This is a genomic window from Caulobacter sp. UNC358MFTsu5.1, assembly GCF_000712075.1.
GTDB lineage: Bacteria > Pseudomonadota > Alphaproteobacteria > Caulobacterales > Caulobacteraceae > Caulobacter.
This window is the reverse complement of the sequence record NZ_JONW01000006.1, coordinates 737926-760203: the sequence shown is the minus strand read 5'-3', so window position 1 is coordinate 760203 and position 22278 is coordinate 737926. Positions and strand designations below refer to the sequence as shown.

Genomic DNA, 22278 nt, shown 5'->3' with positions numbered 1-22278 from the left:
GGCTCATCGGCCGGCTCCCGTCGCCACACCGCGCCCGTCCGCCTGGAGGACCGCCACCGTGGCCGTGCGGCCGGCGATCAACCGCAGGTCGGCCGGGGTCTGGTCCAGGGCCACCCGCACCGGCACCCGCTGGGCCAGGCGCACCCAGCTGAAGGTCGGGTTGACGTTGGGCAGCAGGTTGGCGCCGGCCACCCGGTCGCGGTCCTCAATGCCGGCGGCGATCGACTGGATGTGGCCCTTCAGCGGTTGGGCCTCGCCCATCACCCGGACGCTGACCGGCATGCCGATCCTCAGGCCCGACAGCTTGGTTTCTTCAAAATAGCCCTCGACCCGGAACGAGCGGCTGTCGATCAGGGCCAGGACCGGCTTGCCGGCCGTGACATAGTCGCCGGTGCGCAGGGTCAGGTCCGACAGGAAGCCGTCGGTGGGGGCGTAGACCACGGTGCGCTCGAGATTGAGCTTGGCGACGTCGCGGGCCGCGTCGGCCTGGGCCAGGGCGGCCTGCGCCTGTTCGACCTTGGAGGCGCTCTGCTCGGTGCTCTCGGCCGCGACCAGCTCGCCCAGGGTCCGGTTGCGGACCAGTTCGCGGCGGGCCTGGGCCAGGGTGGCCCGGGCGGCGGCGACGTTGGCGTCGGCCTGGCGCAGGGCCAGGGCGTAGCGCTCGCGGTCGACATAGAACAGCGGCTGGCCGGCCTTGACGGTCTGGTCGTTGACGGCCTCGACCTTGGTCACCAGGCCCGAGACGTCGGGGGCCACCTGGACCACGTCGGCGCGGACGCGGCCGTCGCGGGTCCACGGATCGACCTGGTAGTGGGTCCACAGGGCTCGCCCGCCGACCACGGCGGCGGCGACGACGGCGGCGGTGACGGCGAAACGGGCGCCGGTCAGCAGGACGGTTTTCAGCTTGGACATGGTCAGAGATCGATCGGCAGGGGGGCCGCGATGACCGCGGCCCAGAGGATGACGAACAGGGCGGTGTCGAACAGCGCCGGATGCCAGACGAAGCGGTAGGCGCCGGCCCACGACAGCACCCGCCGCAGCACGAAGGCGGCGGCCAGGGCGATCAGGGCCGAGACGAGGACGGAAGACAGCAGGACGCCGTCGAGGTTGATCTCGCCGATCATCGGGCGGGCTCCATGACGAGGTTCGGCGCGGGGGCGTCGGGGAACAGGTTGCGGCGCAGGCCGACCAGGCCGGTCACGCCCTGCACCTGGGCGTCGGACGTCGCGCCGGCCACGTCGCGCAGGGCGGCGTCCAGGCTCATCAGCAGGTCGGCGTCGGGCGGCGGGGTCCGGCCGGCGGCCAGGGCGGCGAAGCGCTCGCCCACCCCGTCCAGGGCGGCGTCGAGGCTGGCGCGGTCGAGGTCGGGCCGCGCGGCCTGGACGGCCACCAGGTTCATGCCCACCCGCAGGTCGCGCAGGGCGTCGACGCCGACCAGGTCCCCCCGCGAGCCGGTCTCGGCCAGCTTGGGGGTGAGCAGGCCCAGGCGGTCGACCAGCACGCCGGCGAAGGCGGTGGGCTCGGGCGCGGCGTTCGCCCGGGCCAGACGGGCCAGGCCCGTCCAGGTGCGGCCCAAGAGGCGGCGGGCGCTGGCGTCGGCGCCCATCGAGCGCAGGCCGGCCGTGACCATGATCGCCGCCAGCAGGCCGACGAACTGGCCGAGATTGCCATTCAGGAAGCTCGCGAAGTCGGCGCTGAAGCTCTCCTGCAGAGCCATGGCGTTGGCGAAGCCCATGATCACCGCCAGGGCCGCGCCCATGGTCTTGGGATTGGGGATGTAGAGGCCCAGGAACACCAGCGGCGGGGCCATCACCGCCAGCAGCAGCGGGAAGCCGTCGATCGCCGGCAGCACGGCGAACATGTAGAGCGCGGCCAGCGGCAGGGAGAGCAGCGAGAACAGGCCGAAGTTCTTGATGGCCGGCACGGGGTCGTCCATGGCCGCGAAGAAGCAGCAGAACACCGCCCCCATGACCGGTGCCGCCGCGCCGTCGCCCCAGCCCAGGCCGATCCAGGCCGCGCACGACAGCAGGATGGCGATCACCGCCGCCCCGCCCGACAGCAGGGCCAGGGGCAGGTCGGCGTGCAGCTTGCGGCGGCCGGCCGTGGCGGCGGCCGCCTCCAGGGCCGGCGACAACGGGGCGTCGGGGTCGCACAGCCGGACCATCAAGGCGTGGGCCTCGCCCAGGGCCCGGACGGCCTCGGAAAGGCGGACCAGCAGGCTCTCGATCAGCAGGCCCGACCAGTCGGCGTCGCGCCGCGCGCCGGCCAGGGCGTCCAGGCGCTCGACCAGGGCCAGGCCCGGCTCGCGCGGGGCGCCGGCCTCGATCCAGGCGGCGACGGCGTCCAGCGCCTCGCGCACGACGGCGTCTGAAACGTCCTTCAGCGCCTCCATGCGGTCGGCCAGGCCCGACAGCAGCGGGATCAGCAGCAGCATGCGGTCGTGGAAGGCCCGCACCGCGCCGGTGGTCTCGCGCAGCCGCGAGGTGTCGAACGGCAGGTGCACGGCCAGCAGATGGATCTCGCTGGCGGCGGCGGCCAGGTGGCGGCGGTCGCGGACCAGGGCGTCGGCGCCCTGCCCCTTCAGCACGTCCAGCGCCCAGCGGTCGGCCTCGCCCAGCCAGGCGGCCAGGCGCTGGCGCAGCACGGTCCCGACCGGACGCGGGAAGACCAGGCTATGGACCAGGGTTGCGCAGAGGATGCCCAGGCCGATCTCGATCACCCGCGAGACGGCGACCTCGAAGATGCCGCCCGGCTGGTTCACGCTGGGAAAGCCGATGATCGCGGCCGTGTAGCCGGCCAGCATCAGGATGTAGGAGCGCGGCGTGCGGTCCAGCAGCGACACGGTCAGGCAACCGCCGACCCACAGGGCCATGGCCAGGCACAGCAGGACAGGCGCGTTGACCAGGTTGGGCACCATGGCCACGGCGGCGGCCGCGCCCAGCAGGGTGCCCAGCAGGCGGTAGACGGCCTTGGAGCGCACGGCCCCGGCCAGCGGCTGGCTGACGATATAGGCGGTCGTCATCGCCCAGTACGGCCGGGGAAGGCCTAGGGCGAAACCGATGTAGAGGGCGAGCATGGCCGCCGCGAAACTGTTCACCGAGAACAGCAGCGTCCATCTGTCGAACTTGGGCATGGCGGAGCGGCCTCAGCCCTCCTGCCGGTGGGCGGCGTCGAGGGCCGCCTCGAAGATCGCGAAGGTGCGCACCGTGGCGGCCAGGTCCTCGGCGCTGACCCCGGCCAGCAGGCGCGTGCGCACCTCCTGGACGGCGTCCTCGACGATCACGGCCAGGGCGTCGCCCTCCGGCGTCAGGTGCAGGGTCTTGGCGCGGCCGTCCTTGGGGTCGTCGCGACGCTCGACCAGGCCGGCGGCGCATAGCTGGTCGAGGATGCGGACCAGGGACGGCCCCTCCACCCCCAACTCCTCGGCCAGGTGGCCCTGGCGCATGCCGCCGCCCGAGCGGGCGATGTGCAGCACCGGCAGGGCGCGGGCGTCCGACAGGTCGTGCTCGGCCAGTGCGCGGTTGACCTCGCGCCGGTAGATCCGGGCCAGGCGCAGCAGCGAGCCGGTGAAGGCGCGTTCGTCGAGAAGGCGGGGCGTGAGGGCCATGGGACTCTAGATAGGTAGCTTGCTATCGATATTAGATAGCATCCTATCTAGATTATGACAAGGCTGTCAGTGAACAGTGGCGCTCGCGGCCGACGCGAGGCACAACAGCGGGGTCGAACCGTCGGAAACCAGGAGCGCCGCCGTGAACCCCACCTCCCCGATGACCCGCCGCGGCGCGGCCGCCGCGATGCTGGCGCTCGCCGCCGCGCCGAGCCTGGCGCGCGCCGCGATGCAGACCTTCCCCGTGGTCGGCCGGGTCGAGCGCCTGGACCCGGCCCTGGACGCCCTGATCGACGCCGACGCCGTGGTCGAGCAGGTGCTGGACGGCTTCACCTGGAGCGAGGGGCCTGTCTGGGTCGGGGGCAAGGACGGCTTCCTGCTGGTCTCCGACGTGCCGGCCAACAAGATCCTGCGCTGGAGCCCGGCGGGCGGCGGCGCGGTCTGGCTGACGCCCTCGGGCTATGCCGGCCCCGAGACCAACAGCCTGCGCGAGGCCGGTTCGAACGGCCTGATCCTGGCGCGCGGCGGCCTGGTGATCGGCGACAGCGGCAACCGCTGCGTCTCGCGCATCGACCTGAAGACCCAGAAGAAGACGGTGCTGGCCTCGAGCTTCGAGGGCAAGCGCTTCAACAGCCCCAACGACCTGGTCCTGGCCCGCGACGGCGCGATCTATTTCACCGATCCGCCGTGGGGCCTGAAGGGCGACTGGACCTCGCCCTACCGCCAGACCGACTATTCGGGCGTCTATCGCCTGGGGACTGACAATGTCGTGACGATGATCGACCGGACGATCGAGCCCAACGGCATCGGCCTGTCGCCCGACGGCAGGACCCTCTACGCCACCGACCGCAAGTCCGGCTGGGTGGCCTGGGACCTGGACGCCAAGGGCGCGCCCACGGCCCGCCGGCAGTTCGTCGACCGCGCGGCCAGCGGCATCGACGGCGGCGACGGCCTGAAGGTCGACAGGGGCGGCAACCTCTGGGCGTCCAGCAAGGACGGGATCTCGATCTTCACCCCGGCCGGCAAGCGGATCGGGATCATCCGGGCCGACGACGTGATCTCCAACTGCGAGCTGGCCGCCGACGGCCATCTCTACATGTCGTCCAACCACCGCGTGATCCGGGTCAAGGTGAAGGCCCGGAAGCTGGCGTTCTGACGGGGCGCGCGGCGGAGCCCGGCGAAGCTCCGGACAAACCCCGCGCCCCGCTAATGTAAAATCCCGACGGGAATTGAGAATTCTCCCGATTGGTTCATGGCCCCTCCACGCTCAGCTTGACGGGTACAAGCGGAGACACGCCATGCCCCGATCGTCCACGAAGACCGGCTTCCTGACGACGGGGGCGGCGATCGGCGCGGCCTTCCTCGCCATGGCCTCGTCCGCCCATGCCCAATCGGTGGACGATCGCTACTGGCTGCAGGTGCAGGCCTTCTGGCCCGACATCGACACCACGGTCGAGGTGTCCAACACCGCCGGCACCCGGGGCACGCAGATCGACCTGGAATCCGACCTGAAACTGAGCGACCGCAAGTCCCTTCCCGCCCTCTTCGGCGGGGCCAGGATCGGCGATCGCTGGACGGTGATCGGCGAATACTACGCCCTCAACCGCAACGCCTCGACCTCCGCCAACCGCGATCTCACCTTCGACGACGTCACCTTCCCGGCGGGCGTGACCATCGACAGCGAATTCAAGACCGATGTCTATCGGGTGGCGGTCGGCTATTCCTTCGTCAAGAACGACAAGGCCGACCTGGGCGTCGTGGTCGGTCTGCACGTCACCCAGTTCACGGTCGGGCTGAAGGGCCAGGGCCATGTGGGCGGGGCCGCGCTCTCGACCGAGAACCGCAAGCGCGACGCCCTGGCGCCCTTGCCGACGGTCGGCCTCTACGGGATCTATCAGGCCACGCCCAAGATCACGCTGAACGGGCGAGCCGACTACCTGTCGCTCAAGGTCTCGGACTATGACGGCCGCCTGGTCAACCTCCAGGCCAGCGCCGCCTATCGCGTCTGGAAGAACGTCGACATCGGCGTCATGTACCGGTACGTCGACTACAATCTCGGCATCGAGAAGGACCGCTGGAACGGCGAGGTGTCCTACACCTTCAAGGGTCCGGCCCTCTTCGCCCAGGTCGCCTTCTAGCGCGTCGGATCGGTCATCGACGGCGGATCGCTGGCCGGGAAGCTTTCGTCCAGCGCCTCGTCCAGCCGCGCCTCGCGCTCGGTCCGCAGCCGCTCGTTCAGCGCCACGCTGGCCTCCATCCGCGCCAGCTGCTCGGGCGTCGCCGGGCCCTGGTGGCGCGCCTTCCACTCGGCCTGAGGCATGCCGTAGACCGCTTCGCGGGCCTGGTCCTTGCTCAGCGCCCCCTCCGACGCCTCGCTGACCCAGTCGCCCAGGCAGTTGCGGCAGAACCCCGCCGCGCCCATCAGGTCGACGTTCTGGACATCGGTGCGCAGGCGCAGATGCTCGACCAGCCGATGGAAGGCGGCGGCGGCGAGACGGTCGTCGATGGGATGGGTCATGGTCGTTTGCTCGGATTCGTCCTGAGCTTCATTTGGCCGCTCAGGACCCGAACGGCAACACCGCCGCCGACACGGACATGCCGGGCGCGGTCCTCATCGCTCGTACCCGACGGTTCCGGGAATGGGCGTGGTTCGGCTGTGCTCGCCCAGGGGGCGGTCCGCCGGCCCGTTCGCCGACCCTTCGACGAGCACCGGCGGGCCGACGGGCGCGGGCGGCTGCTCCAGGGACACCGACCCGGCCTTCGAGGCGAAGGCGCGGTCCACGACGCCGACCAGGCCCTCCCACGGCACGGCCCCGTCCGATTTCACGGCGCGCAGATGGGCGGACGGGTCATAGAGCGGCGCGCCCTGCGTCAGCGCGCGCAGCTCGAGGCGACCGGTCTGGCGCAGCAGGGCCGCCTCGGCGACATAGGCGTCCCGCCGCGACCCGAGCAGGGCCAGCTGCGCCTCGCGCAGGTTCTGTTCCGCCACCAGCACGTCCAGGGTCGAGCGCTGGCCGACCCGGAACTCTTCGCTCATGCCGTCGAAGGCGATCTGGGCGGCGGCGACCTGGGCCAGCTGGACCTTGATGTTGGCGCGCCCGGCGGCGGCCTGGTTCCAGGCCGAGAGCACGTTCTGGATCACCTGGCGCCGCGCCGCCTCCAGGCGCAGCCGGTCCGCGCCGTTGCGGTTCAGCGCCTCGTGGTAGCCGGCCTGGTAGGCTCCCCCCGCATAGAGGGGCTTGGTGATGGAGATCGACGCCGTCCAGGCCACGTCCTGGTCCTGGGCGTAGAACGGCGCCAGCTCGCCGGTGGAGCCGTAGCTCGTGCGCGCCGAGACCGCGAGCCGGCCGGCGCTCTTGGCCAGGTCGGCCTGGCGGCGGCTCTGCTGCTCGGTGAGCTTGGCCTGGGCCAAGTCCGGATTGTCCGCCTCGGCCAGGTCGAAGGCGGTCTCCAGCTGGTCCGGCAAGAACGGCAGCTGCGGCTCGGGCGCCAGCTCGCCGGGCCCATCGCCGACCAGGGCGGCGTAGTTCGCCCGGCTGGCCTGCAGCTGGACCTGCGCCAGCGTGATCTGCGTCCTGACCGCTTCCAGCTGGGCCTGGGCCTGGGCGACGTCGGTGCGCGTGACCTCCCCGGCCTCCTGGCGGGCCCGGACGATGTCCAGCTGGCGCTCCAACGCCGCCAGGTTGGCGCGACGGACGGCCAGGCTCTCCAGGTCGCGGCGGACGTCGGCATAGGCGGCGATGACCTGCAGGATCAGATCCCCCTCGGCCCCGCGCAGCGCCTCGCGGCCGGCGCGGATCCGCAAGGCGGCCAGATCGACCGCCCCGCTGGCCTGGCCGCCGCTGTAGAGCGGCTGCTCGATGACGATCTTGGCCTGCCCCTGGTTGCTCTCCAGGCGCCGCCCCGCCAGGGGGTCCGCGACGAGGCGCAGGGCCTGGGTGGCGTCGCCGGCCCGGTTGTCGGCGTAGTCTCCCGTGATCTGCAGCTCGGCCGACGGTCGCAGACCGGCATGGGCCCGGACATAGGCGTCGTCCAACGCCCGCAGCTCGTAGCGCTGGCTCTGCAGGGTGGGGTTGGATTGGTAGGCTCGGGTGATGGCCTCGACCAGCGTATCGGCCCGCGCGGGACCGACCGAGGCGGCCAGCATCGACAGGGCGGCCGTGGCCACGCCCCCGACCGCCATCCAGCAGGGTCGGGCGGCTACCATGCCGCGCGCGAGAAGGCGGCCGGATCGGCGCAGCCGTTGGCGCGGGCCGCGGCCAGGGCCTGTTCGAAGCCCTTGAGGTGGAAGCGTTTGGGCGCGACGTCGCGGTCGGCGCGGATCGTCACCGTCCGGGCGCCGGCCAGGATTTCCTGAGGGATCAGCACCACCCCGCCGGTGGGGTTGGCCAGGCTGCCGCCCTCCAGCGACACCCGCCGGGCGATCAGGACCGGATAGTCGTCGCGCCACGGCCGAGGCGCGGCGTCGTCGACGCTGTACCAGGCCTGGGCGACGTCACGGTCGCGATCCAGATGAAAGCCGAGGACCCCGTCGGCGTAGGAAATCCGCCCCTGCCCCAGGCCGGACGGCGCGAACAGCCGGCAGCGCGTCAGCCCCGTGAAGCCGTCGCGTTCGATGCGCATGTCCCAGCCGGCCAGGTGATAGGCCTTTGTCCGGATTTTGTAGCCCGCCCGGCGGCGCATGCCTTCGGTAGGCAGCCCGATCGCGCGCGGCAGGGAGACGTGCGGCGCGGCGAACGACGCTTCCCCCAGGTGCAACGCCCCGGCCAGGGCGACGGAAGCGAAAACCATGTCCGGGTCTTAGGCCTGGCCCACCAGCGCGGGATAGACGCTGACCCGCCGCTGGCCGTCCGGACCGACGGTGTGGAACTTGAACGGCGCTCCGGCGAAGACGTTGGTCGAGAGATCGGCCAGGATCTCGTCGGTCGCGCCGAACGGCGCGACCAGCTCGATCAGCCACAGGTTCTCGCCGCCCTTCCATTCGTCGGGCCGAAGCTTGTGGGCTCCGCCTTCCAGCCGCGCCTGGGTATCGTCGGAGACGAAGGCCCAGAACGCCACCGCCGCCGGACTGTTGGGGCCGTTCCAGACCCGGAACTGCTCCAGCAGGATGGCCGGCATGGCGAACCATTCCAGGTCGCCGATGAACAGCGACTTGTGCACGGGGGATTGGGTCATCAGCCAAGTGATTTCGCCCAGCACCTGCGACACCGTCTTCTGCGGCGCCGCGACTTGTCCTTTGGCCTCCTCGGCCATGATCTCAACTCCAAGACCTGTGCCGCCCGGCGAAGACGCCGGGCGACGAAAATAGGGATGGTCCAATCGACCGTTATGCGGGTCCTAGCAGGATCGCATCAGGACGCCAGGGCCAGATTGGTCGCAGCGGGCAAGTTCGTCTGGCCGGCGGCGGCCAGGACGGACGAGGCCTGGGCCGCGTCGCGGTTCCAGATCGCCGCCGAACCGCCGGTCTGGCCGCCGAACCCGGCCATGGCCTGGCGCAACAGCATCTGCTGCTGCAGCAGGGCCCCGTCGTCGCCCGCCGAACCCGCGTCGGGCGCGGAGCCGCCCGGGCCCTGGTCCATGGCCGCCAGCAGCGCCGCCAACGACCCGGCGCCGGCCAGGCCGTCGCCGGTCTCGCCGCGCCACCAGGCCTGATCCTGGCCGATGCCCGCGCCGGACGAGACCAGCCCATCGACCGGCTCGCCGGCCGCGACGCCGCCGAGTCCGCTGGACGCCAGGCCGAAGTCCACGCCCAGTCCGCCGGGCCCGCCCTGGCCGCCGGCGGACGACGATGCCGGCCCGCTGGACGAGACCCCGGCGGCGGCCTGGGTCAGCCCTTGGGCGACCAGGTCCGAACCGGCCTGGGCCCCGCGCCTCAGGGCGTTGCTCAGCGACTGCTGCGACGAGATCGCCTTCAGCCCCGCCAGGTTCTTCTGGCCGTCCATGCCGCTGGCCTGACCCGACAACCAGGCGGCCTGCTGGGAGGCGTCCATCTTCTTCCAGCGCTTGGCGATCGCCGCATCGACCTTGTCGTGGTCGGAGAAATCGACCTGGGCGGCGGCCTTGACCTCCGCATAGGTCGCGCCGAGCTTGTCCAGCAGCCCCTTCTTGGCCTTGATCCGGGCGGCCTTGGCCGCGGTCTTGGGATCGTTGAGCAGCTGGCCCAGCACGCCGTCTTCGTCGCGCGCGCCCCACTCGGCCTGGTACTCGCCGGCGTAGAGGCCTTCGGAGCCCAGCACGCGTCGGGCCAGCGCCACGTCGTAGCCCGCGCCCGTGCGCCCGTCGGCCCACACGAAGCTGAGGGTGTTCTGCACGAAGCTCTCGGTGGTCATCTCGCGCGTATAGCCGGTGGCCGTTCCGCCCAGATTGATCGCCACGATGCCCGCCTCTTCGAGCGTGCGCAGTTCCTTGGCCGTGGAGCGTCCGTTCTGGTTGGCGTCGACAAACAGCAGGATCTTGGAGAAGTCCTTGTCGGCCTTGTCCAGCAGGCCGTCGCCGTCGGTGTCCCAGGTGCGCAGGCCCTCCAGGTCGCTGGTCGCGCCCGGCTTGTCCTGCACGAACGAGATCTCCGACAGGGTGTTGATCGCCCCGTCACCGTTGCGATCGACCGCCAGGAAGCCGTCCGTGGGGCCCACCCAGCCGATCTTCGACAGCCCGCCCTGGGCGGTCTTGACCACAACGCTGGAGCCGTCGACCGACGACAGGTTCAGCCCGTCGCCGTCCAGGTCCAGGGCGATCGGATAGTAGTTGCTGTAGTTGACGTAGGTCTGCGGGGTCCAGTTGATGTCCAGCTTGCGCAGGTCGATCGACGTCCCGCCCGCGACCACGTACTCCACCGTGCTGATGAACGAGGTCCCGGTGGGCTGGCCATAGGGGTCGTACTCGATCCACTTCACGCCGCCGCCGATGATCTTGACATGGTCGGCGACCTGCGACGCGGTCTGGGAGGGGTCGGTCGCGCTCTTGGCGCCGATATAGAGGTCCGAGCCCACCACCTGGTAGATCACGTCCTCGGCCGACACCGTCGAGCCGAACACGAGGGTGTCCTCGCCGCCGTCGTCGGTGATGGTGTCGAAGCCATCCCCCCGATCATAGGCGAATTGGTCGTCGCCGCCGGACGTGTAGATGGTGTCGTCGCCCAGCCCGCCGATGATCACGTTGCCCTTGGATTCCACCTGACCCGCGGCGATGCCCCGGATCGTGTCGGCGCCGTTGAGCCCGACGATCAGGTCGTAGTGCTCGCCGCTGAGGCCGACCAGGGTGTCGGCGTTGTCGGTGACGCCGCCGACGGCGTAGTCGATGCTGCCGATGTCGAGCTGTCCGCCGCCGTTCAGGTCGATGGTCTTGACCCGGGCGTTGGTCAGCTGCGCGAAATTGCCGCCCACATAGGCCGAGGCGTTGCCGCCGCGAACCGACAGGCTCAGCCAGCCGTTCGCTCCCCCCGCCGTCCCGACGATCAGGTTGGAGACCGTGATCCCCTCGCCCAGGGACAGCACGTTCCAGCCACCGTTGTCCTCGACGATGGTGTCGGCGCCGTCGCCAAGGTTCAGCACATAGGTGTCGGTTCCGGAGCCGCCGCTGAGCGTGTCGTTGCCCGCCCCGCCCACGAAGGTCTGGTCGCCGTCGCCGGCCGACAGGCTGTCGCCATAGGCCGTGCCGACCACGCCCTCGACGCCGATATAGGTCTGGTTCGCGGCCAGGCCGGTATAGCCGTAGCCGTTGGTCGTCCCGGTCGGGGTGTAGCCGCCCAGGTACAACGAGACGCCCGAGGTCGCCGCCGAATAGTCGACGAAGTCCTTGCCGCCCCCGCCCACATAGACGTCGGCGCCCGTGGTCGCGACAAGCCAGTCGTCGCCGTCGCCGCCGTCCAGCCAGTTGTCGCCGCCGTCGTAGCCCTTCAGTTGGTCGGCGAACTTGGAGCCGCGCACGGCTTCCATCCCGCTGAAGACGTCGCCGTCCGCGTCGCCGCCAAAGGCCTCGCCGGTGGAAAGGTCGATATAGACCCCGGCCGATGACCCGGCATAGCTGAGCCAGTCGTAGTCGCCCTCGCCGGCCATGCTGTCGGCGCCGGCGCCGCCCTCGATGGTGTCGTTGCCGCCGCGCCCCCAGATCAGGTCGTCGCCGGCCGAACCCTTCAGGACGTTGTCGCCCACCGTGCCGTAGAGCCGGTCGTTGTAGAGCGACCCCGTGGCGTTCTCCACGCTCAGCAGGCCCTCGCTGGTGATCCAAGCGCCGGTCGCCGCATTGACGACGAAGGCTTGACGACTGGCGGCGTTGGCCGCGGTGGCGTCGGGGTGGCTGGCGGTCCAGTCGCTCGGTCTGTAGTCGAGGTCGAAACTGACGCCGACGGTCATCCGCTCGGCGCTGATCGTGTCCTTGCCGGCCGGATCGCTGGCGGCATCGAACGTGCCGCCGAGGAACCAGTTGAAGGTGGCGTCTGTGGCGATCAGGAACGTGTCGTCACCATCCTCGCCCAGCAGGCATTCCGACCCCTGGCCATCGGCCAGTGTGTCGGCGCCCACCCCGCCATAGGCGGCGTCCGCCCCGTCGCCGGCCGCCAGGTAGTCGTCCCCGCCCTCGCCGAAGAGCACATCATTGCCCGCGCCGCCGATCAGGACGTCGTTCTGGTCGCCGCCGTAGAGGACATCGTCGCCCGCCCCGCCGTCCAGCCAGTCCCAACCCGAGCGGCCGTACATGAGGTCGCCGCCCGAGCCCCCGACGAAGATGTCGTCGCCGCCGTCGCTCTGGATGTAGTCCTCGGTCGGCGAATTGTACCAGCCGCCCTCGTAGGGGTCGTACTGCCAGTTGTCCTGCCAGACGACCTCGGTGTGCTGGTCGTCGAGGATCATCGGCCCGTCATTGGCCGACCAGACGACATCCGAATTGCTGGTGCCCTGGGCGCCGGTTCCGTTGCTGAACCGATAGCCGCCTCCGTAGTTCATGGCCCACGGGAAGCTGTCGATCGTCACCGACTGGCCGTCCTTGGACGCCGTCGGCATCATCGAGAGCAGGTCCAGGCCCTTCTCGTCGATCCAGGTGTTGGCGAGCAGGGTCGCGTTGGTGATCAGCTTGTGTTCGGCGGATTCCGAGAAGCCGAGCAAGGCGTCCACGCGGCTCATGCCGCCGTTCAGCAGGGCCACCCAGCCGTTGCCGGCGTCCGCCGGACGACGAAGGATGTTGGTGTACATCCAGTCGACGAACTGGGCGTTGTTCAGGCTGTTGGCGCCGCTGAGCGCGAACTCCGCGCTGTTGTAGAAGATCGTGGCGATGTCCTTGAGGCTGGAGCCGTTCCGCACCATCGCCGTGTGGGCGTCGAAGCCCGCCCGGTCCGGAGCCCGCCGCAGGATCGCGTCATAGAGCCGCCAGACCTGGGCGGCCGCGCTCTCGACGTCGGTGACCTTGGTCAGCCCCGAGGCGCCGATCTTGACCTGCCAGTTGCCGTTGTCGCGGAAGTAGATGTCCTCGAACGCCACGCCGTGACCGGAGAGGTCGAAGCTGGAGAGGAAACCCTGGAGACCGCCGTAGAAGTCGGAGGGGGTCCACTTGTCGAGGCCCAGTTCGCTGACCCGCTGCAGGGTGATGATCCAGGGGTTGGCCAGGGCCTGGTTTTCCAGGGCGCCGATGATCTTGTCGATGGTCGCCTTGTTGCCGTTATAGATCGACAATTCGCCGGCGGTCAGAGCCGCAGTCCCTTGCGTCTGGGCCTTGTCGATCAGCGCCTTGTTGGCGGCGTAGTAGCTCTGCTCGGCCTCGGTCAGGGTGGCATAGGCGCCAGTGATGGCCGCGTTCACCAGGCTGCGATTCTTAGCGTAGGCGCGGTAGTCGCTGGCGATCTGCAGATCGCCGGACAGGGAGGTGAGGTCGGCGGCGACCGAGCGGGCGATGGCGCGCTTGGCGAAGATGTCTCCCCCAACGATCTTGGTGTTGCGGATCGCCGTCAGGGCCCCGAACTCCACGGCCTGGTCGGCCGAAGCGAAGTTGGTCTGGGCGCCGTTGATCTTCACATAGATCTGGCTGTTGGTGTGGCCGTAGGTCTGGTTTGTGGCGTAGCCGTTGAGGTTGGAGACATAGGTCGTCGTGTTGACATAGGCGACCCTGTTGATCAGGTCGTTGAGGATGTCTCGGGCTGAAGACGCCATCGAGACGACGAGCTCGCGATTGCCGTTGTTGGTGACCGTGATCGCGCCCAACTGATATTGCGCATAGGGAATCTGCAGCACGGTCTCGGCGCTGGCGGTCGGTATCTTGGGCTTTCTCCGGCCAAACAAATTGCCGATCAACGCGCCGAGCACGAAGCCCACGAACGAGCCGACGCCGGGAACCAACAGGTTCATCCACGTGCCGGTGACCTGGCCGATGATCTTGCCGGCGGCGAAGGCCCCAAGAGCGGAGCCGAGCGACGACAGCGCCACGCCGGCCTGGGTTTGCGGGCTGACGACCATGGCGCCAAGCTTGGCGCCGAGGAAGGATCCGACGGCGTTGGCCAGCGCCATGCCCCCGGCGTTGGGCGAGTTGACGGTGCTTTTGGGGACCAGGCCCGACCAAATCTGGCTCGGGCCGAGCGTCGCGTCGAGCAGATTGGCGATAACCCGGGTTGTCACCGACGATCCCACCGTCGTGAACAACTCGGCGCCGAAACCCTTCAGGCCAAGAGCCTGGCCAAGCTCCATCGTGAGCCAGGAACTGACCGAACCGATCGCGGCTTGCCCCGCCCGAACGGCCACTTCGCTGCCAAAGGCCGACAGACCGCCCTGCGTAGCGACGTTCATCGCCGTTTCGCCTGCCGCATGAGCCGCGAGCGCCGCGGCCAGGCGCTCGCCCACCTCGCCCAGAACCGACGAGTACACGATGCCGGCGATCTTGTTATCGCCCGCCAGCATGCTGCCCAGGCTCGAGCCGATGATCGAACCCACCGTGCCGGCCGTCGCTAGGATGTCTTCGTTCTCTTGGGCCGTGTGCTTTGTCGGGTGCGACAGATCCACCGGCTTGTTGAGACCTTCGTTGACCGTGATCCCGTTGGCGTCGACGACGATGACCGTGGACGATCCCTCCGTGGTCGACAGGGGCACGTTGGTGGTCACGCCATTGACTGTCCTGGTGACGGAGCCGTCGGGCGAGACACGGATATCTCCGGACGCGGTATGAAACACCAGGTCCGCGCCAGAGGGAAACGTCCGCGGGTGGCCTGTGTTATCGACGATCGTAAAGAGTAGTTTACCCGTAGATTTGTTCCAAATCTGGAACTCCTGAACTTTGCTGTTTTCAGGATCATGATAGAACCAATTGGCCGATCTTCCGCTCGTGCCTGAGAAGTCGAAATTGTGCGTTCCCGTGACAAGCAACTCTTGCATCACGATCGGCGCATCGGGCGCATAGAGTCTGGCTGCGGAATTGAGTTGGCTCTTGACGGAAGCAAGCTCCTTCTTCTGGTCATCGGAATCCGCCCCGGACGGCAGGTAGTCGGCGGCGAATCCTGCAAATTCTAGCAGCAGGATGGAACCGCCCGCCACCGCGGCCAGTTCGGGGCCGGCCGCGAATTCCGCGAGGATGGAGATGACCCCCAACGAAACCTTGCCGACTTGAATCGCCAGTTTGACGTTCAAACTGTAAGGGATGGGCGCCCCTTGCGCTTGTAAGGCGGCATATTCGTCAAGTGTCATCTTTAGCGAGGCGATGTCGCCGACGAGGCCCAAACCGCCGAGCCCGACTCCAAGGACTTTCGCGAACTTGGAGTTGCCCATCAACTCAACGACGTCCTTGCCAAGTGTCGAGAACGACACCGTGGCGTCATGCACCGCCAGATCGAACGCCGCTTGGTTTAGGTCTGTTTTCTGATTGTTCAGCGTCGACCAAGCCTTGCCCAAACTGGTCATCTTGAGCGTAAAGATCGCCAGGTCAGAGTTCAGAGTTTGAACTTGCCGCATAACATTAGAAGACATTGACCCACCCCACCTACAAACTTCAGTCGACAGTGTTTAGTATTTTACCGCGAGATATTGAATATTTATTAAGTATGTATGCGATATTACTTTGAATGAGACCTATACAGATAATTCAATATTCGAATATCGCCCGCCTGCGCGCCAGAAATCCGCGACCCTAGCAGGTATTCTGGCTGGATATATTCTCACCGCTCCCTCCCCGCCTCGCTCACCGTCTTCGCGACCGGCGACCACACGAACTCGATCACCCGCCGTTTCCCCGTCACGATCTCGACCGAAGCGCTCATGCCAGCGGACAGCAGAGCTTGTCGGCCGTCAACCCTAAGTCGCGTCGATGACAGCCTTACCCGCACGGGAAACACCAGGCCGCGCTTCTCGTCGACGATGGCGTCCGGCGAGACCTGGACGACCTCGCCCGTCAGGGTGCCGTAGCGGGTGAACGGATAGGCCTCCAGCTTGATCACCGCGCGGTCGCCGACGTGGACGAAGCCGATGTCGCGGCCCAGGACCAGGGCCTCGACCACCAGGGCCTCGCCGTCGGGCACGATGGTGACGATCGGTTTGCCGGTCTCGGCCACCTCGCCCAGGGTGGTGACCGACACCGCCTGGATGATCCCGCCGACCGGGGCGCTGAGGGTCTGCAGGCCCTGTTTCTGCTCGGCCTTCTTGAGGGCGTCGGCGCGGGTGGCGGCCAGGCCTTCCGCCTCGGCGCGCTCCTGGGCGGCCTGGCCGACGAACTGCTGGGTCAGCTCGGCGGCGTCGCGGGCCAGGGAGGCGACCTGGGCGCGGGCCTCGTCCAGGCGGCCGCGCTGGGCGACCAGGTCCTGCTCGGCGGTGACCATGGCCTGTTCCTGCTGCAGCAGCTTCTGGCGGGCGCCGTAGCCCTTGGCCTCCAGCATCTTCTGGTCGTCCAGCTGGCGCTGGAGGATCGGCAGGGTGCGTTCCAGCTTGACGATCTCGGCCTGGGCCGAGCGGGCCGAGGCCTCGGCGCCGGCCCGCCGCTCGGCCAGCGAGGCGCGCTTGGCCTCGTAGGCCTGGATGCGGGCGGCCACCACCTGGCGCTCGGCCTCGGCGGCGCTGGCCTCGGCGCCCGGCGGGGCGACCACGGCCGCGCCGCCGCCGCGGCTGTAGCTGAGCAGGGCGTTGGCCCGGGCCAGGGTCAGGCCGGCGGTGGAGAGCTCGGTCGTAGCGCTCTCGGCGTCGGCGTCGGCAACGGTCGGGTCCAGGGCGATCAGCAGCTGGCCGGGGCGCACGTGCTCGCCCTCGCGCACGGCGATGGCGCGGACGGTGCCCGGGTCCGAGGGCTCGACGCTGCGCAGGCGCCCCGTCGGCACCAGCCGCCCCTCGGCCACGGCGACGGTGTCGACCTTGGCCCAGCAAGACCAGACCAGGGTCCCGCAGACCCCGACGATGATCGTCCAGGTGATGGCCCGGCCGATCGGCGAGGGCGGGGTCTCGGCGATCTCCAGGGCCGCGGGCAGGAACTGGGTCTCGATCCGGGCCCGGGCGCCGGCCTTGCGGCGGGCGGTCTCGTCCTTCCAGGCCTGGACCAGGACCCGGGCATGGCCGACCAGGCTCATTGCTCGGCTCCGTAGCCGTGGGTCTGGGCGCGCCAGAGCTGGGCGTAGCGGCCGCCGGCGGCCATCAGGGTCTCGTGGTCGCCGGTCTCGACGATCGCCCCGTTCTCCATGGTCACGATGCGGTCGGCGATGCGGATCGCCGACAGCCGGTGGGCGATGATCATCACCGTCCGGCCGCGCACGATCTGGCGCATGTTCTTCTGCAGGATCGCCTCGCTCTCGGCGTCCAGGGCGCTGGTCGCCTCGTCCAGGATCAGCAGGCGCGGATTGGTGATCAGGGCCCGGGCGATGGCGATCCGCTGGCGCTGGCCGCCCGACAGGTTGGCGCCGCGCTCCTCCAGCACCGTGTCGTAGCCCTCGGGCAGTTCGAGGATGAACTCATGGGCGCCGGCCATGGTGGCGGCGGCCATCACCGCCTCCATCGGCAAGGCCGGGTCGGCCAGGGCGATGTTGTCGCGCACCGAGCGGTTGAACAGCAGGTTCTCCTGCAGCACCACGCCGACCTGCCGGCGCAGCCACGCCGGGTCCACCTGGGCCAGGTCCACGCCGTCGACCAGCACGCGGCCGCTCTCGGGCACGTACAGGCGCTGGACCAGCTTGGTCAGGGTCGACTTGCCCGACCCCGAGGGACCGACGATGCCCAGCACCTCGCCGGGCTCGACCGACAGGCTGACGCGGCGCAACGCCTCGCGCCCGCCCGGCTTGTAGCGGAAGGTGACGTCGTCGAAGGCGACCCGCCCCTCGATGCGCGGCAGGGCCGCCCGCGACGGCGAGAACTGGGCCTCGGTAGGGGTGTTGAGCACGTCGCCCAGGCGCGCGACGCCGACCCGCGCCTCCTGGAACTGCTGCCACAGGCCCGCCAGCCGCAGGACCGGTTCGGCCACCCGCCCGGCCAGCATGTTGAAGGCCACCAGCTCGCCGACGGTCATCTTGCCGCCCAGGGCCAGGCGCGCGCCGATATAGAGGATCAGGACGGTCGAGGCCTTGTTGATCAGCTGGATGGCCTGGCCGCCCCAGATGTTGAGCCGCGCGGCGCGGAAACCCGCCCCCACATAGGCGGCCAGCAGTCGCTCCCAGCGGCTCTGCATCTGAGGCTCGACGGCCGAGGCCTTGAGCGTCTGCATGCCGGCCACGCTCTCGACCAGGAAGGCCTGGCTTTCGGCGCCGCGCTGGAAGCGCTCCTCGATGCGCCGGCGCAGGGGTCCGGTCAGCAGGCCTGCGACCAGGGCGTAGAGGGCGATGGCGATCAGCACGATCAGCATCAGCCACGGCGAATAGAACCACATCACCACCAGGAAGATGACCGTGAACAGCAGGTCGATGATCAGGGTGACCGACGAGGAGGTCAGGAACTCGCGGATGGTGTCCAGCTCGCGCACCCGGGCGATGGTGTCGCCCACCCGGCGGCTCTCGAAATAGGCCATGGGCAGCGCCAGCAGGTGGCGATAGAGCCGCGCGCCCAGCTCGACGTCGACCCGGCTGGTGGTGTGGGTGAACAGCGCCGCCCGCAGCCCGCCCAGAAGGGTCTCCATCAGGATCACGGCCGCGAGGCCGATCGCCAGCACGTCCAAAGTGGTCAGGCCGCGATGCACCAGGACCTTGTCGATCACCACCTGGAAGATCAGGGGCGTCGCCAGGGCGAACAGCTGCAGGGTCAACGAGGCGGCCAGGACCTCGCCCAGCAGGCCGCGGTACTTGACCAGGGCGGGGATGAACCAGGTGACGTCGAACTTGGCGCCGCCGGGGATCTCCGAGCGCGTGGTCACGAGCACCGCCTCGCCGGCCCAGGCGGCCGAGAGCTCGGTCAGGGACAGCGTCCTGGGGGCCTGGCCCGGCCATTGCGCCAGGACCTCGCCGTCGGCGACCTTGGCCAGGATGAAGAAGTCGCCGCCGCGCCCCCGGGCGATCACCGGCAGGGGCGCGTCCTGGAGGCGGGATATCGGCAGGTTCGCGAGCTTGGCCTTGGCGCCGAGCCTGCGGGCCAGGCGCACCAGATCGCCCGCGTCCGCCTTGCCCGCCTGCCCCAGGGCATGGCGTAATTGCTGCGGATCGGCTCCGATCTGATGGAAGCCGAGCAACAAAACCAGACAGGCGAGGCCACCGTCAGCCTCGGCTCGATACTCACTCACGCGTCGCCCCCGCAACCTGGAGATTTAACTCGCGGAATAGGCGCTTGATTGCAAGCGGCATATCGTCGGTGGAGACGGAACCACGCGTGATTTCGGGAGAACGACGGTCGGCGACCGCTCGGGGTCATCGGCGCGACTTCGGCGGCCGGGGGCCTTGGCGTGATCATGTAACACGTTCTCAAGCTCGCCCCCCGAAGCTATAGGACGACCATGCGTCGAACGATGACATGGTGGCGGAACCTGAGCGGCCTGATGGCCGCCTGCGTCCTGGCGCTGCTCGTCGTCGCGCCCACGGTCGGCATGGCGGCCTGCGTCTGCGAGGACGGCGCGCCCGTCGTCGGCGTCGAGACCGCCGTCGTCCAGGCCGTCCAGGGCGATCAGCGGGACCACAACGCGCCCTGCGAGGCCGCGTGCTGCGTCGGCGGCCACTGCCATCACGGCGGCGCCATGCTGGATGCGGCCGTCGCGGACGTCGCCGCCCTGCCCCCCGCCGCCTCCGGGCACGCGACGGCGGCCGTCCACGTCCTGGCCTCGCGCGTCCTCTCCGGCCTCGACCGACCGCCTCGCGCCTGAACGATCCGCGCGCCTTTCGCGCGCCGTCGCTCATCCTTCGCGAGGAACCTTCATGTCATCGAACCGATGGCCGCTGCGCGCGGCCTTGGCCTGCGTCGCTTCCGGGGTGCTCTGCACGCCGGTCGCGGCCCAGACCGCCCCGACCTTCCAGACCCTGCTGACGCAGGCCCGGGCCTCCGCGCCGCGCCTGGCGCTGGGCGCCGCCGAGACCCGCGCGGCCGAGGGGCAGGCGACGCAGGCCGCCGCCCGTCCCAACCCGACCCTGGGCCTGATGGTCGAGAACGCCGCCGGCTCCGGTCCCTACAAGGACTTCGACGGCGCCGAGACGACCCTGTCGATCGAGCAGCCGCTGGAGCTGGGCGGCAAGCGCGCCGCACGGACCGCCGCGGCCCAGGCCGACCTCGCCGCCGCCCAGGCGCGCGCCGCCCTGGGTCAGGTCGACTTCGCCCGCGGCCTGGCGCTGGCCTACGCTGACGCCGAAGCGGCCCAGCAGCGCCTCGCCATCGCCCGGGACGGCGTCGACCTGGCCCGGGCCGACGCCAGGGCCGCCCGCCTGCTGGTGGACAACGGCAAGGAGGCCCAGGTGCGGGCCGTCCAGGCCGAGGCCGGCTTGGCCACGGCCCGCGCGGACCTGGCCGCCGCCCAGGCCGAGGCCGAGACCGCCCTGGCCCGACTGAGCGCCCTGACCGGTTCGCCCGAGACCTACACCGCCGTCGCCGGGGGTCTCCTCGACGCCGCCCCCGCCGCACCGCCGACCGAGCCGGCTTTCAGTCCCGCCGTCGCGGCCGCCCGCGCCGAGCGGGACGCCGCCGAGCGCCGGATCGCCGTGGAGCGCGCGCGGCGCACGCCCGACCTCGCCGTCAGCTTCGGGGTCCGCCAGTTCCAGAGCGACGACTCCACGGCGGCGGTGTTCGGCGTCTCGGTTCCCCTGCCGCTGTTCGATCGCAACCGAGGCGCGGTCGTCGCCGCCACGGCCAACGCCCAGGTCGCCCAGGCCCGGCTGGCCATGGCCCAGGCCGAACAGGACGGCGACCGCCGCGCCGCGTCCGCCCAGGTCGCCGCCGCCGGCCAGACCCTAGAGGCCTCCCGCCAGGCGGAAGGCGCCGCGTCCGAGGCCTATCGCCTGGCCCGGATCGGCTACGACGCCGGCCGCCTGCCGCTGTCCGAACTGCTGGCCGCCCGCCGCGACCTGATCGCCGCGCGGGGACGGGCCGTCGAAACCAAGCTGGCGCGCGTCAAGGCGTTCGCCGACCTCGCCCGCGCCCAGGGCCGCATTCCCTTCGGAGATCAGCCGTGATCGCTCGTCGCTCCCTCATTGCCTCGGCGGCCGCCCTCGTCGCCGCCGCCGGTCTCGGCTACGGCGCCGCCCAATTCACCGCACATCGCCCGGCCCCGCCGGCCCATGAAGAAGAAGGCGGCGAGCCCGGGGAGCACGGCGCGACCGACCTCGTGCCCCTGAAACTCGCCGACGCCGCGGCGGCCGGGGTTTCGGTCGTCACGCCGGGACGCGGCGGCGGCGCGGACATCCTGCTGCCCGGACGCGTGACCCTGGCTGCCAACGCCCTGGCCGCGCTCGGCGCGCCGGTGTCGGGCGCGGTGGAGCGCGTCCACGTCTCGGCCGGCGCCAGCGTCGCCGCCGGATCGCCCATCGCCACCCTGCGCAGCGCCGACGCCGCCTCGGGCCGCGCCAGCCTCGACGCCGCCGGGGCCGGGGCGCGGGCGGCCCAGGCCGCCGCCGGCCGCGACCGCCGCCTGTTCGAGGCCGGCGTCGTCGCCCGCCAGGACTGGGAAGCCAGCCAGGCCGCCGCCGAGAAGGCCCAGGCCGACTATCGCGCCGCCCAGGCCCAGGTCCGCGCCATGGGCGGGCCGGGCGCCAACGGCGTCACCGTCCTGCGCAGCCCCATTTCCGGAGTCGTCACCCGGATCGAGACCCAGGTCGGCGGCTTCCTGACCCAGGGCGCGCTCGTCGCCGAGGTCGCCGACCAGAGCCGCGCCGAATACGTCTTCGACGCGCCCGCCGTCGCCGCCGGCGCCATCCGACTCGGCCAGGTGATCCAGGTGCAGACCCCGGACGGCCAGCAGGCGCCGGCCACCATCACCGCCGTGGCGCCCGGCGCGTCCGGGAGCAACACCGCCACGGTCCGGGCGACGCCCTGGGGCAGGACCGCACCGGTCGGGTCCGTCGTCTCCGCGCGGGTCATGACGGGAGCGGTCGGCGGCGGCGCGATCATCGTGCCCAGCGAAGCCGTCCAGACCGTCGAGGGCCGCCCCGTGGTCTTCGTGGTCGAGGCCGAGGGGTTCCGCGCCAGGCCGGTGACGCCGGGGCGGGTCGCCGCCGGCTCGACCGAGATCCTGCGCGGCCTGACCGGGTCCGAACGCATCGCCGGCAAGGGCGCCTTCCTGCTCAAGGCCGAACTCGGCAAGGGCGAAGCGGGACACGAGGACTGACC

General features: G+C 70.3%; 15 protein-coding genes and 1 pseudogene. 5 read left to right on the top strand and 11 right to left on the bottom strand.

Annotated elements, in window-relative coordinates; translation table 11 throughout:
* Nucleotides 1–3: 3 nt before the first annotated feature.
* From BR39_RS0112225 to BR39_RS0112210, 4 genes are read right to left on the bottom strand one after another with little or no spacing between them, the layout of a single operon-like run.
* Nucleotides 4–912, bottom strand: coding sequence for an efflux RND transporter periplasmic adaptor subunit (locus BR39_RS0112225; protein WP_029911948.1), 909 nt, complete (start codon nucleotides 910–912; stop codon nucleotides 4–6).
* Between the two features lie 2 nt (nucleotides 913–914).
* The gene (locus BR39_RS0112220) at nucleotides 915–1124 is read right to left on the bottom strand and encodes a DUF1656 domain-containing protein (RefSeq protein WP_029911945.1); all 210 of its coding nucleotides are present in this window, start codon (nucleotides 1122–1124) and stop codon (nucleotides 915–917) included.
* On the bottom strand, nucleotides 1121–3133 hold the full coding sequence (locus BR39_RS0112215; protein ID WP_029911942.1) for an FUSC family protein: 2013 nt from the start codon (nucleotides 3131–3133) through the stop codon (nucleotides 1121–1123). The genes BR39_RS0112220 and BR39_RS0112215 overlap by 4 nt, the downstream gene beginning before the upstream one ends.
* A gap of 12 nt (nucleotides 3134–3145) precedes the next feature.
* Complete coding sequence (locus tag BR39_RS0112210) at nucleotides 3146–3499, bottom strand: MarR family winged helix-turn-helix transcriptional regulator (protein ID WP_369795642.1); 354 nt, start codon at nucleotides 3497–3499, stop codon at nucleotides 3146–3148.
* A gap of 250 nt (nucleotides 3500–3749) precedes the next feature.
* Here BR39_RS0112210 and BR39_RS0112205 point away from each other — a divergent pair, with 250 nt between their 5' ends.
* Entirely contained in the window at nucleotides 3750–4763 is a 1014-nt protein-coding gene (locus BR39_RS0112205) for an SMP-30/gluconolactonase/LRE family protein (protein ID WP_081916725.1), read from the top strand.
* Between the two features lie 142 nt (nucleotides 4764–4905).
* Nucleotides 4906–5745 (top strand): outer membrane beta-barrel protein, encoded by an 840-nt coding sequence (locus BR39_RS0112200; RefSeq protein WP_029911933.1) that lies wholly within the window; start codon nucleotides 4906–4908, stop codon nucleotides 5743–5745.
* Nucleotides 5746–5819: 74 nt separating this feature from the next.
* Here the strand turns inward: BR39_RS0112200 and BR39_RS0112195 are convergent.
* The 7 genes and pseudogenes from BR39_RS0112195 to BR39_RS0112165 form a co-directional block, all read right to left on the bottom strand.
* Nucleotides 5820–6125, bottom strand: a pseudogene (locus BR39_RS0112195) (DUF1244 domain-containing protein); the annotation flags it as partial.
* A gap of 93 nt (nucleotides 6126–6218) precedes the next feature.
* On the bottom strand, nucleotides 6219–7814 hold the full coding sequence (locus tag BR39_RS0112190; protein ID WP_231499446.1) for a TolC family outer membrane protein: 1596 nt from the start codon (nucleotides 7812–7814) through the stop codon (nucleotides 6219–6221).
* Nucleotides 7808–8398 carry a hypothetical protein gene (locus tag BR39_RS0112185; protein ID WP_029911925.1) on the bottom strand — a complete coding sequence of 197 codons (591 nt, stop codon included), beginning with the start codon at nucleotides 8396–8398 and terminating at the stop codon, nucleotides 7808–7810. Before BR39_RS0112185 ends, BR39_RS0112190 begins: the two co-directional genes overlap by 7 nt.
* 9 nt (nucleotides 8399–8407) lie before the next feature.
* Nucleotides 8408–8860 carry a toxin-activating lysine-acyltransferase gene (locus BR39_RS0112180; protein ID WP_029911922.1) on the bottom strand — a complete coding sequence of 151 codons (453 nt, stop codon included), beginning with the start codon at nucleotides 8858–8860 and terminating at the stop codon, nucleotides 8408–8410.
* Between the two features lie 98 nt (nucleotides 8861–8958).
* Nucleotides 8959–14685, bottom strand: coding sequence for a DUF4214 domain-containing protein (locus tag BR39_RS27355; protein ID WP_029911920.1), 5727 nt, complete (start codon nucleotides 14683–14685; stop codon nucleotides 8959–8961).
* A gap of 1046 nt (nucleotides 14686–15731) precedes the next feature.
* Complete coding sequence (locus BR39_RS0112170) at nucleotides 15732–17126, bottom strand: HlyD family type I secretion periplasmic adaptor subunit (RefSeq protein WP_029911916.1); 1395 nt, start codon at nucleotides 17124–17126, stop codon at nucleotides 15732–15734.
* Nucleotides 17123–19255 (bottom strand): type I secretion system permease/ATPase, encoded by a 2133-nt coding sequence (locus BR39_RS0112165; protein WP_156035745.1) that lies wholly within the window; start codon nucleotides 19253–19255, stop codon nucleotides 17123–17125. The genes BR39_RS0112170 and BR39_RS0112165 overlap by 4 nt, the downstream gene beginning before the upstream one ends.
* A gap of 210 nt (nucleotides 19256–19465) precedes the next feature.
* Between BR39_RS0112165 and BR39_RS0112160 the strand changes: the two genes are divergently transcribed.
* The 3 genes from BR39_RS0112160 to BR39_RS0112150 are packed head-to-tail and all read left to right on the top strand — an operon-like array spanning nucleotide 19466 to nucleotide 22276.
* Nucleotides 19466–19828: a hypothetical protein gene (locus BR39_RS0112160; RefSeq protein ID WP_081916722.1), complete on the top strand. Its 363-nt coding sequence runs from the start codon at nucleotides 19466–19468 to the stop codon at nucleotides 19826–19828.
* 52 nt (nucleotides 19829–19880) lie between these two features.
* The gene (locus BR39_RS0112155) at nucleotides 19881–21125 is read left to right on the top strand and encodes a TolC family protein (RefSeq protein ID WP_029911906.1); all 1245 of its coding nucleotides are present in this window, start codon (nucleotides 19881–19883) and stop codon (nucleotides 21123–21125) included.
* Entirely contained in the window at nucleotides 21122–22276 is a 1155-nt protein-coding gene (locus BR39_RS0112150; RefSeq protein ID WP_156035744.1) for an efflux RND transporter periplasmic adaptor subunit, read from the top strand. The genes BR39_RS0112155 and BR39_RS0112150 overlap by 4 nt, the downstream gene beginning before the upstream one ends.
* The last annotated feature ends 2 nt before the right edge of the window (nucleotides 22277–22278 follow it).

Coding starts and splice junctions, on each gene's coding strand:
- BR39_RS0112225 (WP_029911948.1), bottom strand. CDS start 912: ATGTCCAAGCTGAAAACCGTCCTGCTGACCGGCGCCCGTTTCGCCGTC.
- BR39_RS0112220 (WP_029911945.1), bottom strand. CDS start 1,124: ATGATCGGCGAGATCAACCTCGACGGCGTCCTGCTGTCTTCCGTCCTC.
- BR39_RS0112215 (WP_029911942.1), bottom strand. CDS start 3,133: ATGCCCAAGTTCGACAGATGGACGCTGCTGTTCTCGGTGAACAGTTTC.
- BR39_RS0112200 (WP_029911933.1), top strand. CDS start 4,906: ATGCCCCGATCGTCCACGAAGACCGGCTTCCTGACGACGGGGGCGGCG.
- BR39_RS0112190 (WP_231499446.1), bottom strand. CDS start 7,814: ATGGTAGCCGCCCGACCCTGCTGGATGGCGGTCGGGGGCGTGGCCACG.
- BR39_RS0112185 (WP_029911925.1), bottom strand. CDS start 8,398: ATGGTTTTCGCTTCCGTCGCCCTGGCCGGGGCGTTGCACCTGGGGGAA.
- BR39_RS0112180 (WP_029911922.1), bottom strand. CDS start 8,860: ATGGCCGAGGAGGCCAAAGGACAAGTCGCGGCGCCGCAGAAGACGGTG.
- BR39_RS0112170 (WP_029911916.1), bottom strand. CDS start 17,126: ATGAGCCTGGTCGGCCATGCCCGGGTCCTGGTCCAGGCCTGGAAGGAC.
- BR39_RS0112160 (WP_081916722.1), top strand. CDS start 19,466: ATGCGTCGAACGATGACATGGTGGCGGAACCTGAGCGGCCTGATGGCC.
- BR39_RS0112155 (WP_029911906.1), top strand. CDS start 19,881: ATGTCATCGAACCGATGGCCGCTGCGCGCGGCCTTGGCCTGCGTCGCT.